This is a genomic window from Ruegeria sp. AD9 (assembly GCF_056542305.1).
In genome coordinates this window covers 103273-117917 of record NZ_JBQFZP010000009.1, presented here as the reverse complement: position 1 = coordinate 117917, position 14645 = coordinate 103273, and the positions used below count along the sequence as shown (strand labels likewise).

General features: G+C 57.9%; 17 protein-coding genes and 1 tRNA gene. 6 read left to right on the top strand and 12 right to left on the bottom strand.

Features of this window, described 5'->3' with window-relative positions; all coding sequences use genetic code 11:
* The first annotated feature begins 57 nt into the window (after positions 1–57).
* Positions 58–861, top strand: coding sequence for an undecaprenyl-diphosphate phosphatase (locus ACR0AM_RS14295; RefSeq protein ID WP_480555081.1), 804 nt, complete (start codon positions 58–60; stop codon positions 859–861).
* On the opposite strand, the gene ACR0AM_RS14290 is transcribed toward ACR0AM_RS14295, so the two are convergent.
* Positions 862–1845: a complex I NDUFA9 subunit family protein gene (locus tag ACR0AM_RS14290; protein ID WP_480519699.1), complete on the bottom strand. Its 984-nt coding sequence runs from the start codon at positions 1843–1845 to the stop codon at positions 862–864.
* A gap of 201 nt (positions 1846–2046) precedes the next feature.
* Here ACR0AM_RS14290 and ACR0AM_RS14285 point away from each other — a divergent pair.
* Positions 2047–2133, top strand: a tRNA-Leu gene (locus ACR0AM_RS14285).
* Between the two features lie 229 nt (positions 2134–2362).
* Here ACR0AM_RS14285 and dxs read toward each other — a convergent pair.
* The 6 genes from dxs to ACR0AM_RS14255 form a co-directional block, all read right to left on the bottom strand.
* A complete protein-coding gene (gene dxs, locus ACR0AM_RS14280) occupies positions 2363–4291 on the bottom strand; it encodes a 1-deoxy-D-xylulose-5-phosphate synthase (RefSeq protein WP_480474587.1) in 1929 nt (642 codons plus the stop codon).
* 16 nt (positions 4292–4307) lie between these two features.
* Positions 4308–5174: a polyprenyl synthetase family protein gene (locus ACR0AM_RS14275; protein WP_480623256.1), complete on the bottom strand. Its 867-nt coding sequence runs from the start codon at positions 5172–5174 to the stop codon at positions 4308–4310.
* On the bottom strand, positions 5175–5417 hold the full coding sequence (locus ACR0AM_RS14270) for an exodeoxyribonuclease VII small subunit (RefSeq protein ID WP_267363166.1): 243 nt from the start codon (positions 5415–5417) through the stop codon (positions 5175–5177). It abuts the gene before it with no gap.
* Positions 5414–6340 carry a histone deacetylase family protein gene (locus ACR0AM_RS14265; protein ID WP_480623255.1) on the bottom strand — a complete coding sequence of 309 codons (927 nt, stop codon included), beginning with the start codon at positions 6338–6340 and terminating at the stop codon, positions 5414–5416. Before ACR0AM_RS14265 ends, ACR0AM_RS14270 begins: the two co-directional genes overlap by 4 nt.
* A 68-nt stretch (positions 6341–6408) precedes the next feature.
* The gene (locus ACR0AM_RS14260; protein ID WP_480560134.1) at positions 6409–7110 is read right to left on the bottom strand and encodes a response regulator; all 702 of its coding nucleotides are present in this window, start codon (positions 7108–7110) and stop codon (positions 6409–6411) included.
* Complete coding sequence (locus ACR0AM_RS14255) at positions 7107–7619, bottom strand: MarR family winged helix-turn-helix transcriptional regulator (RefSeq protein ID WP_209598920.1); 513 nt, start codon at positions 7617–7619, stop codon at positions 7107–7109. The genes ACR0AM_RS14260 and ACR0AM_RS14255 overlap by 4 nt, the downstream gene beginning before the upstream one ends.
* Positions 7620–7778: 159 nt before the next feature.
* On the opposite strand from ACR0AM_RS14255, the gene ACR0AM_RS14250 reads away from it, so the two are divergent.
* The 4 genes from ACR0AM_RS14250 to ACR0AM_RS14235 all read left to right on the top strand — a co-directional run bounded on the left by ACR0AM_RS14250 (position 7779) and on the right by ACR0AM_RS14235 (position 10561).
* Positions 7779–8645, top strand: coding sequence for a branched-chain amino acid aminotransferase (locus ACR0AM_RS14250; RefSeq protein ID WP_480506925.1), 867 nt, complete (start codon positions 7779–7781; stop codon positions 8643–8645).
* 109 nt (positions 8646–8754) lie between these two features.
* The gene (locus ACR0AM_RS14245) at positions 8755–9705 is read left to right on the top strand and encodes an AraC family transcriptional regulator (RefSeq protein WP_480538489.1); all 951 of its coding nucleotides are present in this window, start codon (positions 8755–8757) and stop codon (positions 9703–9705) included.
* 111 nt (positions 9706–9816) lie between these two features.
* On the top strand, positions 9817–10182 hold the full coding sequence (locus ACR0AM_RS14240) for an SPW repeat domain-containing protein (RefSeq protein ID WP_480474576.1): 366 nt from the start codon (positions 9817–9819) through the stop codon (positions 10180–10182).
* A gap of 172 nt (positions 10183–10354) precedes the next feature.
* Positions 10355–10561 carry a hypothetical protein gene (locus ACR0AM_RS14235; protein WP_480474574.1) on the top strand — a complete coding sequence of 69 codons (207 nt, stop codon included), beginning with the start codon at positions 10355–10357 and terminating at the stop codon, positions 10559–10561.
* Positions 10562–10595: 34 nt separating this feature from the next.
* Here ACR0AM_RS14235 and cobO read toward each other — a convergent pair whose 3' ends face one another.
* The 5 genes from cobO to ACR0AM_RS14210 form a co-directional block, all read right to left on the bottom strand.
* Positions 10596–11195 carry a cob(I)yrinic acid a,c-diamide adenosyltransferase gene (cobO, locus tag ACR0AM_RS14230; protein ID WP_480623254.1) on the bottom strand — a complete coding sequence of 200 codons (600 nt, stop codon included), beginning with the start codon at positions 11193–11195 and terminating at the stop codon, positions 10596–10598.
* Positions 11196–11251: 56 nt separating this feature from the next.
* Positions 11252–12187 carry a DMT family transporter gene (locus ACR0AM_RS14225; protein ID WP_480623253.1) on the bottom strand — a complete coding sequence of 312 codons (936 nt, stop codon included), beginning with the start codon at positions 12185–12187 and terminating at the stop codon, positions 11252–11254.
* Between the two features lie 45 nt (positions 12188–12232).
* Entirely contained in the window at positions 12233–12895 is a 663-nt protein-coding gene (locus ACR0AM_RS14220) for an HD domain-containing protein (protein ID WP_480623252.1), read from the bottom strand.
* Entirely contained in the window at positions 12879–13979 is a 1101-nt protein-coding gene (gene aroC, locus ACR0AM_RS14215) for a chorismate synthase (protein ID WP_480623251.1), read from the bottom strand. The genes ACR0AM_RS14220 and aroC overlap by 17 nt, the downstream gene beginning before the upstream one ends.
* Before the next feature lie 127 nt (positions 13980–14106).
* Positions 14107–14547 carry a 6,7-dimethyl-8-ribityllumazine synthase gene (locus ACR0AM_RS14210; RefSeq protein ID WP_480623250.1) on the bottom strand — a complete coding sequence of 147 codons (441 nt, stop codon included), beginning with the start codon at positions 14545–14547 and terminating at the stop codon, positions 14107–14109.
* Positions 14548–14645: the final 98 nt, after the last annotated feature.

Below are 14645 nucleotides of genomic sequence, written 5' to 3'. Positions count from 1 at the left end.
CACTGCCCTTATAGCCATACACCACAAGAAAATCGTGGCGACAGCACGGCAGGGCAGATGAGTCTTTTCCACCTGATTCTCGTGGCAATCATTCAGGGAATAACTGAGTTTTTGCCCATTTCGTCTTCGGGTCACCTGATCCTGCTGCCGAATTTGTCAGGCCTTCAGGATCAGGGTCAAGCCATAGACATCGCGGTGCACGTCGGAACCCTCGGAGCGGTCGTTCTGTATTTCTGGACGGATGTGAAGCAGGCCCTTGCCGGGTTGCCGCGCGCCTTGACCGGCCGGACAGATACGCCGCAGGCCCGTTTGGCTCTGGGCCTCATCATTGCAACAATTCCAACCGTGATTGCAGGTCTGATCCTGCATCTGACCGGGTTAAGCGAGGCCATGCGTTCGATCGCTGTAATCGGATGGACAATGCTGGGCTTTGGCCTGCTGCTTTATTGGATTGACCAGAAAGGCCCCCAGACGAAAGGGGCGGCCGATTGGGGTGTGCGCGATGCTTTCATCATGGGGCTGTGGCAGGTTCTTGCGCTGATCCCCGGAACATCGCGATCCGGGATCACCATTACAGGAGCACGTCAACTGGGCTATACCCGAGCAGACGGCGCACGGATTGCCATGCTTATGTCAATCCCAACCATTCTGGCCTCAGGCACACTGCTGGCACTGGATGTGATACGCGACGCTGATGCGCAACTGGCACGGGACGGGGCCATTGCCGCGGCATTTGCTTTTGTCTCGGCACTTCTGGCGCTTAGCCTTATGATGCGACTGCTGCGCAGTGTCAGCTTCACGCCCTATGTGATCTACCGCGTCATACTGGGCGCGGCATTGTTGTTCATGGCCTACAGCTGATCAGATACGCAGGTTTTTCGCCGAGTTCTGAATGTCGTCATACTGCCCCGATGGGCGGAATTTCCAAAGATATTCCGGCAGCACCGATTCCAGAGTGGTCGGCGCAATGCCAAGATCCGCAAAGGACTTGGCCCCGTCAGATACCACGTTGTCATGACGCAGATTCCTGACCTGGTCGCGGGTCAGAATGTTGTTCGGGAACAGCTGGAAGCTGACGAATTTCGCAATATCCAGCACGCCCGCCATAATCCGGGCAGCAAAAAACGGCAGACCGACAATGATGCGCCGCCGGTGGATCACTTCAAGCATCTGTTGCATCAGGGCGCGGAAGGTTTTCACTTCCGGCCCGCCAAGCTCGTACACGCCCGGCTCAGCCTGCCCCAGAATACCTTTGACCGCTGCCTGGGCCACGTCGTCCACGTAGACGGGTTGGAATTTGGTCTCAGCACCAACCACCGGCAGGAACGGACCCATGCGGGTCATCCCGGCAAATCGGTTAAAGAACTGATCCTCGGTACCGAAGATCACAGATGGGCGAAGGATCACTACATCCGGCATGTGCTTCAGCACACCCGCCTCGCCCAGCGCTTTGGTCCGGGCATAATCGCTGGCCGCGTTTGCATCTGCACCTATAGCCGAGATATGCACCATTCGACCAATGCCCTGCTGTGCGGCCAAGCGCGCAATACGCTCGGCCCCTTCGGTCTGAACGGCATCAAACGCGTTCTTGCCCAGTTCATTTAGCACACCCACACAGTTCACCACGACATCGGCGCTCTGCATTGCCAGCGCGACCGAGGCGTCATCGCGGATATTGCACAGCACAGGCTCAACCTGTCCCACGGCGCCGTAGGGTTTCACGAACATGGCTTCGTTCGGGCGTCGTACAGCCACCCGCACACGCCACCCCTCTCTCGCCATGCGCCGCGCGATGTAGCGACCGACAAATCCCGATCCGCCATAAATCGTCACCAGTTTCGACATGAGAGGGCTCCTGCTGAGAAATTGCGCCCTAGAACTAACGCCCGCAGGCCAGCCAAACAAGGCACTAATTCGCCGCGCCGGTCATGAAATAATAAGGCCAAAACTTCAGTTCGAAAACCGAACTTAAAAAACTTTCAAAATTCATTCAGAATCCGGTTGACGCCCCCCGCCAGTCAGCTTAAACGCCGCTCCACGACACCTGCCCAGGTGGCGGAATTGGTAGACGCGCTAGCTTCAGGTGCTAGTGTCCGTATGGACGTGGAGGTTCGAGTCCTCTCCTGGGCACCATTTCTTCCCAAAGAAAATATGGAAGCAGCCGCCTAATGAGCTGGTGATGTCTGAATCAGTGTCTTATCGCTTCAAATCATCTTTGAAACAGCGGCGATTCTGTCATGACAAGATAAACCGCAATAAAGGGTCCTCGTGGCGCTATGTATACCCGCTTGGTTCTGGGTCGCCTATCCCCTCCTGCTTTTGGTAAGCGGCAAAACCAAAGAAGGGTAAGGCAGCACCGGTATTACGCGCGCTTTTCACTGATCGAGGTTACGCCCAGAACATCCAGCACCCTGGCTTCGATCTGCTCGGCATTCATACCCGCAACGGCATACATATCCGCAGGGCTGGCCTGATCAATGAAGATGTCGGGCAAGACCATCGAGCGGTATTTCAAGCCCCGGTCAAAAACACCCTCATCCGCCAGAAGCTGTGCTACATGGCTGCCAAATCCGCCAACAGCGCCTTCTTCGATGGTGATCAACGCCTCATGATCCGCAGCCAGATCCAGGATAAGGTCCCGATCCAGCGGCTTGGCAAAGCGGGCGTCGGCGATGGTTGGGTTGATGCCTTTGGCGGTCAGAGACTCGGCTGCTTTCTGAACTTCAGCCAGCCGCGTACCAAAAGACAAAAGTGCGACGCGCGCGCCTTTTCGGATCATGCGGCCTTTGCCGATCTCCAGTACCTCACCACGTTCGGGCAGGTCCACTCCGACACCTTCGCCGCGCGGATAGCGGAAGGCAATCGGCCCTTCATCATGCGCAACAGCGGTTGCCACCATGTGCATCAATTCCGCCTCATCCGCAGCGGCCATGACGACCATGCCCGGTAGATTGGCCAAATAAGCAATATCGAACGACCCGGCATGGGTGGCACCGTCAGCGCCCACCAAACCTGCGCGATCAATGGCAAACCGAACGGGCAAGCGCTGAATTGCGACGTCATGCACAACCTGGTCGTACCCCCGCTGCAAAAAGGTCGAATACATGGCGCAGAATGGTTTCATCCCCCCTGCCGCCAGCGCCGCTGAGAAGGTCACGCCGTGCTGCTCGGCAATCGCAACATCGAAACAGCGCGACGGGTACCGTTCGGCAAACAGGCCCAACCCGGTGCCATCGGGCATCGCGGCAGTCACTGCGACGATCTTGTCATCGTGCGTGGCCGCATCCACCAGAGCCTTGCCAAAGACAGACGTGTAAGAAGGCGCGTTTGACGGAGCCTTTTTCTGCTCACCCGTGACCACATCGAATTTGGCAGTCGCGTGGCCTTTGTCGCGGGCCTGTTCGGCTGGTGCGTACCCTTTGCCCTTCTTGGTCAAGACGTGGATCAGGATCGGCCCGGTTGCCCGCGCCTTGACGGTGCGCAGAACCGGCAGCAGCTGATCCAGGTCATGCCCATCAATGGGCCCGAGATAGGAAAACCCAAGCTCTTCAAACAGGGTTCCGCCCACGGCCATACCCTTGAGCATTTCCTTGGCGCGCTTGGCCCCTTCGCGGAACGGTTCGGGCAACAGTGAAACAGCGCCCTTGGCGGCCGCCTTCAGATCGTGGAATGGTGCCTCGGCGTAGATTCGGGACAAATAGCTGGACAAGGCACCAACCGGGGGGGCGATGCTCATTTCATTGTCATTCAGAATGACGATCAGGCGTTTCTTCAGGTGACCGGCATTGTTCATCGCCTCAAAGGCCATGCCTGCGGACATCGATCCATCACCGATCACGGCAATCGCGTCGCCCAACCCTTCCGGAGTCACACCGCCCAGATCACGCGCAACGGCAAAACCCAAAGCGGCGCTGATGGACGTACTGGAATGCGCGGCGCCAAACGGGTCATAGGGGCTTTCGCTGCGCTTGGTGAAACCGCTCAAGCCGTCTTTCATACGCAACGTGCGAATGCGGTCGCGCCGTTCGGTCAGGATTTTATGCGGATAGCACTGATGGCCAACATCCCAGATAATCTTGTCGCGCGGCGTGTCGAAAACTGCGTGCAGCGCGGTCGTCAGTTCCACAACGCCCAGACCCGCGCCCAGATGCCCCCCGGTGACAGAAACCGCCGAAATCGTCTCGGCCCGCAATTCCTGCGCGACCTGATGCAGTTGCGCGTCCGAGAACCGCTTGAGATCAGCGGGGCGGTTCACAAGGTCCAGCAGGGGCGTTTTGGGGCGGTCAGACATTTGGCGCGTTCCTGGCTTAGCTGTCCCGGGCAATAACGAAGCGAGCGGCTTCCTTCAAGGTTTCTGCCGTCGGGCCATACCCGTCCAGTGCGGCACAGGCCTGATCAACAAGTTCACTGGCGCGGGTTCTGGCAGCATCCAAACCCAGAAGAGATACGAAAGTGGCCTTTCCCGCATCCGCATCCTTCTGAAGACGTTTGCCTGCCTTTGACGCATCACCTTCAACATCAAGGATGTCGTCTGCAATCTGAAAAGCAAGACCAAGGGCCCGGGCATATTGGCGCAAGGGTTCTGGATCCGCTTTTGCCAGACGCGCACCCGCACAGGCGGACCATTCGATCAAAGCGCCCGTTTTGCCGCCCTGAAGCCGAGTTATCGCATTCAGCGTCAAAGGTTCAGAAGCGGTTTCCGCCGCGATATCAAGCGCCTGCCCCAAAACCATACCTTGCGCACCGCTTGCCCTGGCCAGTGTCAGTGCCAGATCAGCGCGAACGTCTGCATCTCCAACCTCGGGCCGGGTGCACAGTTCAAAGGCCAGTGTCTGCAGCGCGTCCCCGGCAAGTACGGCCGTGCCTTCGCCCCATTTCACGTGAACCGTGGGACGTCCGCGCCGCAGGTCGTCGTCATCCATGCAGGGCAGATCGTCGTGAACGAGCGAATAGGCGTGCAGGGCCTCGATTGCGGTCGCGGGCCAGATCGCGCGGGACTCGTTGATTTGGTGCAGGCGCGCACTTTCCAGAACCAGAAACCCGCGCAGCCGTTTTCCGCCCCGGGTGGCGTAGGCCATTGCCCGTGTCACATCCAGATCGTCCAGCGCGCCCATTATCAGGTCAAAATGATCCTGAAGGCGCGCCGCGTCCTGCGCCAGTCTTTCCTGAAACATTTACTGACCTTCGACAGGTGTGGTCCCGGTCGGTTGGCCATTCGCGTCCAGAGTGATCGCGGCCACTTTTTCCTCGGCCCGCTTCAACTCGTCCTCGCAACGTTTTTTCAAAGCGGCCCCGCGTTCATAAAGCGCAATCGACTGATCCAGCGCCACGTCGCCGCGCTCAAGCTGACCAACCACGGTCTCAAGCTCTTTCATGGCCTGCTCGAATGTCATCTGCTCAACTGGGGTATCGGTCATCGTGCTGCCTTCATCAGTTCTTCCACATGGGCGCGTGTCGCCTCGGCCAGTGCGTTCAGATCATACCCGCCCTCCAGAGTCGAGACGATACGGCCCTGACACACCTCATCGGCTATCCCGCACAGCTCTGCCGTGATCCAGGCGAAATCGCCAGTCGACCAGTTCAGATTGGCCAGAGGGTCGTCCTGATGCGCATCGAACCCGGCAGAGATGATGATCAGCTCCGGCCGGAACGCCCGCAGGCGCGGAAAGGCCTGCGTTTCATAGGCGGAACGCATCTCAACCCCGCCGGTGCCCGGGGCCAGCGGGATATTCAGAACGTTATCGTAAGCGCCTGCCTCGTCCGGGCGGCCCGATCCGGGCCATAACGGCATTTGCTGGCTGGTGATCACAAGGGCCCGATCTTCATCCCACAGCAGATCCTGCGTGCCGTTGCCATGATGAACGTCGAAATCGACCACAGCGACCCGCTTCAGCCCGTGGTAATCCAGCGCGTGTTTCGCAGCCAGCGCCGCGTTGCCAAACAGGCAGAACCCCATGGCTTTCTCGGCTTCGGCATGGTGCCCAGGTGGGCGAATGGCACAAAATACGTTCGGTGCCTCACCGCCCAAAACCAGATCAACGGCCCGCACCGCCGCACCCGCCGCGCGATAGGCCGCATCCACGGAACCCGGCGACATGAAGGTGTCCCCGTCGATCTGCGCAAACCCGTCAGTGGGGCGCGACGATCTGATGTCGCGGATATGGCTTTCGGGATGAACACGCAGCAAATCATCGTCTGCCGCCAGCGGAGCGGTCACGCGCTTCAGATCCAGCCCCTCCAGCGCGTGCAGGATATGCTCCAGCCGCGCCACCTGTTCCGGATGACCCTGGGGTGTGACATGTCCAAGGCAATCGGCATGTGTCAAAAGGGCGGTTTTCATCGGGATCCCATCTTCATCTGGCTAAAAATATCCTCGCCGAAGGCATTAATCGCCGCGCAGCGGCTCATTCAATCGGGTGCCAGCATATAGCCTGCGCCCCGGACTGTCTGCAGATACCGGGGCTGTTTCGGGTCCTGTTCGATCTTCCGGCGCAGGCGGGTGATCTGCACGTCCACGGCACGTTCTTGCGCCTGTCCTTTATCCCGGCCCAGATCTTCCACCAGTTTTGCACGGCTGATCGGCTCGCCAGGTTGGGCCGAGAAAATTTTCATCAGCTGGGTTTCGGTTGCCGTCAGGCGGACCGGCATTTCGCCCTGCCACATTTCACCACGTTCAATGTCATACCGGATGGGACCAAGATGCAGGATCTTCGCCGCTGTTTCCTCGGCCGGGGTTTCCGGCATCCGGCGCAGGATCGCATTGATCCGCAGCAACAGCTCTTTCGGCTCGAAAGGTTTAGCAAGATAATCATCCGCGCCGGCTTCAAGCCCTGCAATCCGATGCTCGGTCTCGCCCTTGGCGGTCAACAACAGGATCGGTGTCGTATGGGTGTCACGCAGCGATCTGGTCAGGCTGACGCCATCTTCGCCCGGCATCATCACATCCATGACGATCATGTCGAAATCCAATCCCGACAGAACCCGCCGCGCATGGGCCGCATCCCGTGCCGCTGTCACCAGAAACCCGTTTCGCATCAGGAATTTCTTGAGCAGATCGCGAATGCGTTCGTCATCATCAACAATCAGCAGATGGGCATCCATTTCGCTCATGAACTCGTATCCCGCAATTTCGTATAGGCATGACGCATATCAGCATCCATCATTGCTTCAAGTACTTTGCGAAACCCGGCCACGGCCTCGGGACCGGCATCCTTGAAGGCTGCGCGCATTCTTGTTCGTTGCGCATCTGACAACGTGGCCTCCAACGTTTCGCCCTTTTCCGTCAGAAATAGGTGCCGTTCGCGTTTGTCCACGGTTCCGACCCGGCTTTCCACCAGACCATCCTCGATCAATGTTCGAAGAACCCTGTTCAGAGACTGTTTTGTAACCCCGAGGATCGCCAGCAAATTGTTCACCGTGGTGCCCGGCGCACGGTTGATAAAATGGATCGCGCGGTGATGGGCGCGGCCATAGGCCATCTCGGACAGGATACGATCAGGATCCGCGGTAAAGCCGCGATAGGCAAAGAACATGGCCTCGATCCCCTGCCGCAACTGTTCATCCGTCAAAAACAACAGGCTTTCGCCCCCATATCGCGGGGCTGGGCGGATTTCGGACATATCATGCCTCATTCGTTACTCGGGTTTGACTTTATGTCAGCGTTATTGACATTCCAAGGGCGGAGCGGTATCGAATCGCAGTTTTTGCGCAACATTGTGTCCGCATCGGACCTAAGTAGCGCAACAATCGGAAATTTAACCCGGTTCAGGAGGTTTCGCATGGCGGGGTATGATGATCGTGACGGTGTCATCTGGATGGATGGTAAGCTGGTGCCCTGGCGCGATGCCAATGTGCATATTCTGACCCACGCAATGCACTATGCCTCATCCGTGTTCGAGGGCGAACGGGCTTATAACGGCAAGATTTTCAAAAGCCGCGAACATTCCGAACGTCTTATCGCCAGCGCCGAGGCGCTGGACATGCCGATGCCTTACACCGTCGATCAGATTGAAGCGGCCAAGGAAGAGACCCTGAAAGCCAGTGGCCTTCAGGATGCCTATGTCCGCGCATTGGTCTGGCGCGGGTCTGGCGAAGACATGGGCGTGGCGTCGGCCCGCAACCCGGTACGGATGGCCATCGCGGTCTGGCCCTGGGGCGCCTATTACGGCGACGCCAAGATGCAGGGCGCAAAACTGGACATCGCCGAATGGAAACGCCCCAGCCCGGAAACCATCCCGGTTCACGCCAAGGCGGCGGGCCTCTACATGATCTGCACCATTTCCAAACACAAGGCCGAAGCCAAGGGATGCTCGGACGCGCTGTTCATGGACTGGCGTGGTTACGTGGCCGAAGCAACAGGTGCCAACGTGTTCTTCGTCAAGGATGGAGAGGTTCACACCCCGCTGGCGGATTGCTTCCTGAACGGCATCACCCGTCAGACCGTCATTCAGATGCTGAAGGATAAAGGCATCACTGTGCATGAGCGGCGCATCAAGCCCGAAGAAATGGCTGATTTCGAACAGTGCTGGCTGACCGGAACCGCGGCCGAGGTCACTCCGGTCGGGCAAATCGGAGATTACACTTTCGAAGTCGGCGACCTGACCCGCGAAATCGCAGAAGATTACGAAAAACTGGTCCGCTCGTAATAACTTGCAAAACCCCGCTTCGGCGGGGTTTTTGTTGCAGATCGTGCAAATTGTCGTGCAAAGCGTTCCGTGATCTGGACGATCGGATCAGTTCCCGTATCTTCACCCCATGTTGGACCTTCTCAGCGATATTCTCACCCGTCTGTCCCTGCGTGGCACGTTCTACTTCCGCACCTCGTTCACACCACCTTTTGGTATTCAGGTGCCGGAATTCGAAAACGTCGCGCGGTTTCATTTTGTTCAACGGGGTGAGCTCAAGGTCCATGTCTCATCCACCGGGGAAACGTTGCGGCTGCGGCAGGGGGATCTGATCCTGATCCCTCATGGGGCGCCACATGCGTTGTTGTGTGCCGAGGTCAGGCCACCGGATGCGCTCCCTCTGGAGCAGGTTCTTGAGATTGCCGGCTACAAGGGCGATGGCGTCCTTGTCTATGGCGGTGCAGACGAGGACCGGGACACGCAACTGATCTGCGGTCATTTTTCTTTCACCGGCCCGGCAGGGCGAAAAGGCACCGGGCATATGCTGATCGACCGCCTGCCACCCTACATCCTGATCGAGAATTATGGCGAAGAGGCCGGATCGTGGATGGAATCGACCCTGCGCATGATCGGATCCGAAGTGTCCGGGGCCCGTATTGGCGGTGATCTGATTGCGCTTAAGCTGTCCGAAGTTCTGTTTGCGCAGGCGATCCGAACCTACCTGGAACGGCAAAGCCCTCAGGACACCGCCCTTGCGGGCTTTGCGGATACACGCATCTCACGCGCATTGACGGCGTTCCACCAAGCGCCAGCGCAAGACTGGAGTGTTGCGACACTGGCGCGTGAATCCGGCATGTCGCGCACGGCCTTTTCTCAGTTGTTTGCCCAGAAGATGGGCACGACGCCGATGCAATACCTCACCGACTGGCGCATGCAGATTGCGTGCCATGGCCTTACAGAGGCACGATGGAACGTCGCAGATGCAGCAGCCGAAGTTGGATATGCCTCTGAGGCCGCGTTTTCCCGCGTTTTCAAGAAGCAGGTCGGCTTGTCACCAGCCGCATATAGGTCCATGCACTAAAACGCCGAATATTCTGTACGATCTGCAAGATTTTTGAAACGATCAAGAATTCAGCGTTCGGGTCAGGCTTTCTATCTTTCTTTCATCACTGATTGAAAAGAGGAAAATCTTATGTCCCTGCGTTTCGTTACCCGCACTGTCCACGCGTATCTGGACTACCCGGTTGCCATTGCCCTGATGACACTGCCATTCCTGCTGGGATTGGGTCAGTCCAACCCGCTGGCGCTGTGGCTTTCGGTTGTCACTGGCGTCGCCGCCTTTGTCCTGACGGTTCTGACCGACCATCATTTGGGAATTTGGCGCGTTCTACCCTACAAATTTCACTTGGCCGTGGACCTTATTGTCGGCATCACCTTTCTGTTTGCACCTAGTGTACTGGGGTTTTCAGGATTGGATGCGGCGTTCTACTGGCTGAACGGTGCGGCCGTGGTTCTCGTCATCTCGCTCAGCGCGCCCGAACAGGAAGTCGCTGCCTGAGCGCTGTGCCTCTGCATTGGCAACTTTGTCCAAATACTGCCAAAAAAGCTGAGCTGCCTGTTTTAGAAATCGGCGGCTCAGAGCAGAGAAGTGTATCGACCGGTCGGGTGAATTTACTTGAAAAAGCTGACTGAATTCATCAGATTTATCCCAGTGCGGGGTGAGGTCACAGATGACAGACACGCTTGACGAAATCATGGCCCGACATGATGCGCTAGTTGCGTGCGGGTGCAACTGTTGCGAAGGCGACTATTGTGCCTATGCTGATCGCCAGAACCGGGACACCGCAACCGCAGAAGAAGCCCGGGCACAAGGCACCGTCCGTCAACGCAAGTCGTTGCGATATATCTTTGAAACTGTGCTAAGCGGCAGAGGATAACTGCGCAGCAATACGGGCTGCGCTATTGCAAGGTTCAGAAATCCACCCCGCGCTGGGCCTTGATTCCCGCCTGGAACGGATGCTTTTCTTCGGTCATCTCGGTGACCAGATCTGCATAATCACGCAGCGCCTGCGGTGCGTCGCGGCCTGTCAGGAACACACTCGTCTTGTCCGAACGCGCGTTCAGCCCGTCTATCACCTGCTCGACCGAGAGATATTCATAGCGAAGCGCGATGTTGATCTCGTCCAGAACCACCAGATCGTATTCGCCACTTGCCATAAGGGCGCAAGCCTTGTCGAAGGCGGCATTGGCAGCTGCAATGTCGCGCTCGCGGTCTTGTGTATCCCAGGTAAACCCCTCGCCCATCGTGTGCCAGGTGACCAGATCACGTTCTTCGAAGAAACGGCACTCGCCGGTTTTCCACTTGCCCTTGATGAACTGCACCACGGCGACCTTCTGACCCCAACCAAGCGCGCGGATGACAACGCCAAAGGCCGCAGATGACTTGCCTTTGCCCTTGCCGGTATTGATCAGAACAAGGCCGCGTTCGGGGTCGACGGCCTCGGACACTTTCTTGCGGTGCTGGGCCTGCACCTTTTGCATCTTTTCCTTGTGATCCTGCGCGTCGCTCATTGGGGAACCTCATTGATTGTCCGGCCCAACCTAGGGAAAGAATGCAAAAGGTAAAGTCACGCTTTGGGGTCTGTGACAGAACGCGCCTTGCCACGCTCAAGCCCCAGCTGGTGTTCGCGCCAGATCACAACAACATTGCCTGCGATCACCAATGCGGCCCCGATCAGGATCGCAACGGTTGGCAATTCATCAAACACGAAATAACCGATCACAATCGCAAAGAGCATTGTTGCATAGTCATAAGGTGCCAGCATCGATGCCTGTCCAAAGCGATACGAGGACGTGACCAAAATCTGCGCAACTCCGCCAAACAACCCCATGGTGATCAGTATTAGAGCCTGAGTCAGAGTTGGCATTGTCCATCCCCAGATCGCCGTCAGGGCCGAAAGCAACGTCGCGGTCAGCGAGAAATAGAACACGATTGCAGCAGGGTGATCGACCTTGACCAGTTGGCGGATGTGGATCTGCACAAAGGCCCGGGCAAAAGTCGCGCCCAGTACGCACAGAGCTCCGATAGTTGCAGCCGTTTCCATCTGAGTGCTGCCAAGCCTGGGCCAGATCATGATCATCACGCCCAGCAGCCCAAGTGCCACGGCACCGATGCGAATCATCCGGATGCGCTCGCCCAGCATCACTGCGGCCAAAATCAGGGTGAAAATCGGGGTGGCATAACCGATTGCGGTAACTTCGGGCAGAGGCAACAGGCTAAGGCCAGTGAATGTCAACCCCATGGCGCTGGTCCCCAGAACACCGCGCCAGAAATGACCCATGGGTTTCTTGACGACAAAGCCTTGCGCCAGCTCTCGGCGCGCGATCAGCCACAGAATGATGACCGGAATAGCAAATAGGGACCGGAAGAACACCAATTGGCCCGGTGGGAATTCGTCAGATAAGGCTTTGACTAAGGCTGACATCGACGTGAACAGGAACAGCGCGCCAAGCTTCAGCGCTACAGCCAGCAAAGGTCGATGCGATGTTAAGGGTTTTGTCATCGGCGCGACCCTGCGCCTTTGCAGAAAAAAGATCAACGGGGTGGATCAGGTGATGGTCCACGAGTTCGGTACCGATGCGCCGATTTCCGCTGCAAAAGCCTCAAGGAACTGAAACATTCGGCCCGCCCTTGCTTGCGCGATCTGCTTGCCTGCATCCGTCAGCATGTCGTCCGGCAGGGTCAGCAGTTTGACCTTCCAGTGATCAATCGAATACCGCAGATCGTCCAGCGGGCGCGTCTCTGCGAATGGATCAGCCGGATCATAGAGAACACGCCCCAAAGCACCTGATACAGAAAATGTGCGCGCAATCCCGATGGCACCCAAGGCGTCAAGGCGATCCGCATCGCGCAGAATCCGGGCCTCCAGTGTTTCAGGTGGGATGTTGGCCGAGAAGCTATGGGCCGCTATCGCATGTTGTGCGGCCTGAACCTGATCGTCGGAAAAGCCCAGTTTTGTCAGAATAGGCCCTGATTCAGCCGCTGACTGACGTGAGGCAAACTGTCGGTTCGGGTCATTCTTGGGTAGGTTGACCAGATCATGAAGATAACAGGCTGCCAACAGGACGGGGATGTCCGCCCGAGCGTCAGCAATGGCCTGAGCATTGGTCCAAACACGATCCAGATGGGCCAGGTCATGGGCCGGATCAGTTTCCATGCGTTGCGCGACAACAGCACGCAAACGCGCGCGCAGATCAGCCGATCCGTCCACGGTTTTCTCCGATCTGACCACGGTGCAGCAGCAAGTGATCTAGGATAACACAGGCCATCATCGCCTCACCGACAGGGACAGCGCGGATGCCAACACAGGGGTCATGACGGCCCTTTGTGATGATCTCAGTCTCTTCACCGGATTTTGTAATGGTCTTGCGGGTGGTCAGGATCGAAGAGGTCGGCTTGACCGCAAGGCGCACGACAATGTCCTGCCCGGTCGAGATGCCGCCCAGAATCCCGCCTGCGTGGTTTGAACTGTATTGCGGGCCATCCTGACCCATGAAGATTTCGTCGGCATTGGCTTCACCAGTCAGTTCGGCGGCAGCCATGCCTTCGCCGATCTCGACGCCTTTGACAGCGTTGATCGACATCATCGCGGCCGCAAGATCAGTGTCCAACTTGGCGTATATCGGCGCCCCAAGCCCTGCCGGGACACCGCGTGCCACAACCTCGACCACGGCACCGACCGAGTTGCCGGATTTGCGCAGATCATCCAGATAGATGGCCCAATCCCCGGCCGCCTGTTCATCAGGCGTCCAGAACGGGTTCTGTTCAATCTGCGCCCAGTCGAATTTGGAGCGGTCGATCTTGTGCGGACCGATCTGGGTCATGTAGCCGGTGATCTGCACATTGGGCGCAATCTGTTTGATGGCCTCGCGCGCCAGTCCACCTGCTGCAACACGTGATGCTGTTTCCCGCGCAGAACTGCGCCCGCCCCCGCGATAATCGCGGATGCCGTATTTCTGCCAATAGGTGATATCAGCGTGGCCCGGACGGAACTTGTCCATGATGTCGCCGTAGTCTTTCGAGCGCTGATCCGTGTTCTCGATCATCAGTTGCACGGGCGTGCCTGTAGTTTGGCCTTCGAACACGCCAGAAAGGATCTTGACCTGATCCGGTTCGCGCCGCTGCGTTGTGAACTTGTTTTGCCCCGGTTTGCGCTTGTCCAGCCAATGCTGGATCATCGCCTCGTCAATCGCAACGCCCGGCGGGCATCCGTCGACAGTGGCGCCCAAGGCGGGCCCATGGCTTTCACCCCAGGTGGTGACGCGGAAAAGATGGCCAAAGCTGTTCATCGACATGGGGCGTGCTCCTTTGCGGATCGTGATTAGCGGGCAAGGCCCCCGGCCTCAAGCGGATTTGGCCGTTGATGGTTTGAACGCCGCCCGTCGGGCGGCGCATTTTTGAGTATTTTCGAAAAGATGAAGATCAGGCGGCCTGCGTGATTTTCGCACGGATTTCCGAGATCATCAGCGCGGCCTGAGCCGCTTCGCGCCCTTTTTGTACGAAATGGTCGCGGTAGATCGAATTGTGATGTTTGGTTTCCTGATACTGGTGCGGGGTCAACGAGATCGACAGGACAGGAACCCCTGTATCAAGCCCGGCGCGCATCAGGCCATCGACCACGGCCTGCGCAACGAAGTCGTGCCTGTAGATGCCGCCATCAACGACAAAGGCAGCGCAGGCGACGGCGGCATAGCGCCCGGTCCGGGCCAGATCACGGGCCAGCAGGGGCATCTCGAACGCGCCGGGAACGTCATAGACATCGACTTGTTCCGAGGGGACGAGTTCGAGGAAGCCGTCGAGCGCGCGGTCAACAATATCGGAATGCCAGTTGGCTTTGACAAAAGCATAGCGGGTGTGTGTCATCATGATCTCCTTTCAGTTTGGTGGCCTGCCGGCAGTCGCGAGAACCAGATCCCATTTCGCTGCCAGCCCGGCATGACACGTCACCCAAGGCGATCACG

What these genes read in the sequence shown, in the direction of transcription:
- dxs (WP_480474587.1), bottom strand. Translation starts at nt 4,291, where the DNA reads ATGTCTGACCGCCCCAAAACGCCCCTGCTGGACCTTGTGAACCGCCCC.
- ACR0AM_RS14270 (WP_267363166.1), bottom strand. Translation starts at nt 5,417, where the DNA reads ATGACCGATACCCCAGTTGAGCAGATGACATTCGAGCAGGCCATGAAA.
- ACR0AM_RS14240 (WP_480474576.1), top strand. Translation starts at nt 9,817, where the DNA reads ATGTCCCTGCGTTTCGTTACCCGCACTGTCCACGCGTATCTGGACTAC.
- ACR0AM_RS14255 (WP_209598920.1), bottom strand. Translation starts at nt 7,619, where the DNA reads ATGTCCGAAATCCGCCCAGCCCCGCGATATGGGGGCGAAAGCCTGTTG.
- ACR0AM_RS14225 (WP_480623253.1), bottom strand. Translation starts at nt 12,187, where the DNA reads ATGACAAAACCCTTAACATCGCATCGACCTTTGCTGGCTGTAGCGCTG.
- ACR0AM_RS14295 (WP_480555081.1), top strand. Translation starts at nt 58, where the DNA reads ATGAGTCTTTTCCACCTGATTCTCGTGGCAATCATTCAGGGAATAACT.
- ACR0AM_RS14290 (WP_480519699.1), bottom strand. Translation starts at nt 1,845, where the DNA reads ATGTCGAAACTGGTGACGATTTATGGCGGATCGGGATTTGTCGGTCGC.
- ACR0AM_RS14260 (WP_480560134.1), bottom strand. Translation starts at nt 7,110, where the DNA reads ATGAGCGAAATGGATGCCCATCTGCTGATTGTTGATGATGACGAACGC.
- ACR0AM_RS14210 (WP_480623250.1), bottom strand. Translation starts at nt 14,547, where the DNA reads ATGACACACACCCGCTATGCTTTTGTCAAAGCCAACTGGCATTCCGAT.
- ACR0AM_RS14265 (WP_480623255.1), bottom strand. Translation starts at nt 6,340, where the DNA reads ATGAAAACCGCCCTTTTGACACATGCCGATTGCCTTGGACATGTCACA.
- ACR0AM_RS14245 (WP_480538489.1), top strand. Translation starts at nt 8,755, where the DNA reads ATGTTGGACCTTCTCAGCGATATTCTCACCCGTCTGTCCCTGCGTGGC.
- aroC (WP_480623251.1), bottom strand. Translation starts at nt 13,979, where the DNA reads ATGTCGATGAACAGCTTTGGCCATCTTTTCCGCGTCACCACCTGGGGT.
- ACR0AM_RS14250 (WP_480506925.1), top strand. Translation starts at nt 7,779, where the DNA reads ATGGCGGGGTATGATGATCGTGACGGTGTCATCTGGATGGATGGTAAG.
- cobO (WP_480623254.1), bottom strand. Translation starts at nt 11,195, where the DNA reads ATGAGCGACGCGCAGGATCACAAGGAAAAGATGCAAAAGGTGCAGGCC.
- ACR0AM_RS14275 (WP_480623256.1), bottom strand. Translation starts at nt 5,174, where the DNA reads ATGTTTCAGGAAAGACTGGCGCAGGACGCGGCGCGCCTTCAGGATCAT.
- ACR0AM_RS14235 (WP_480474574.1), top strand. Translation starts at nt 10,355, where the DNA reads ATGACAGACACGCTTGACGAAATCATGGCCCGACATGATGCGCTAGTT.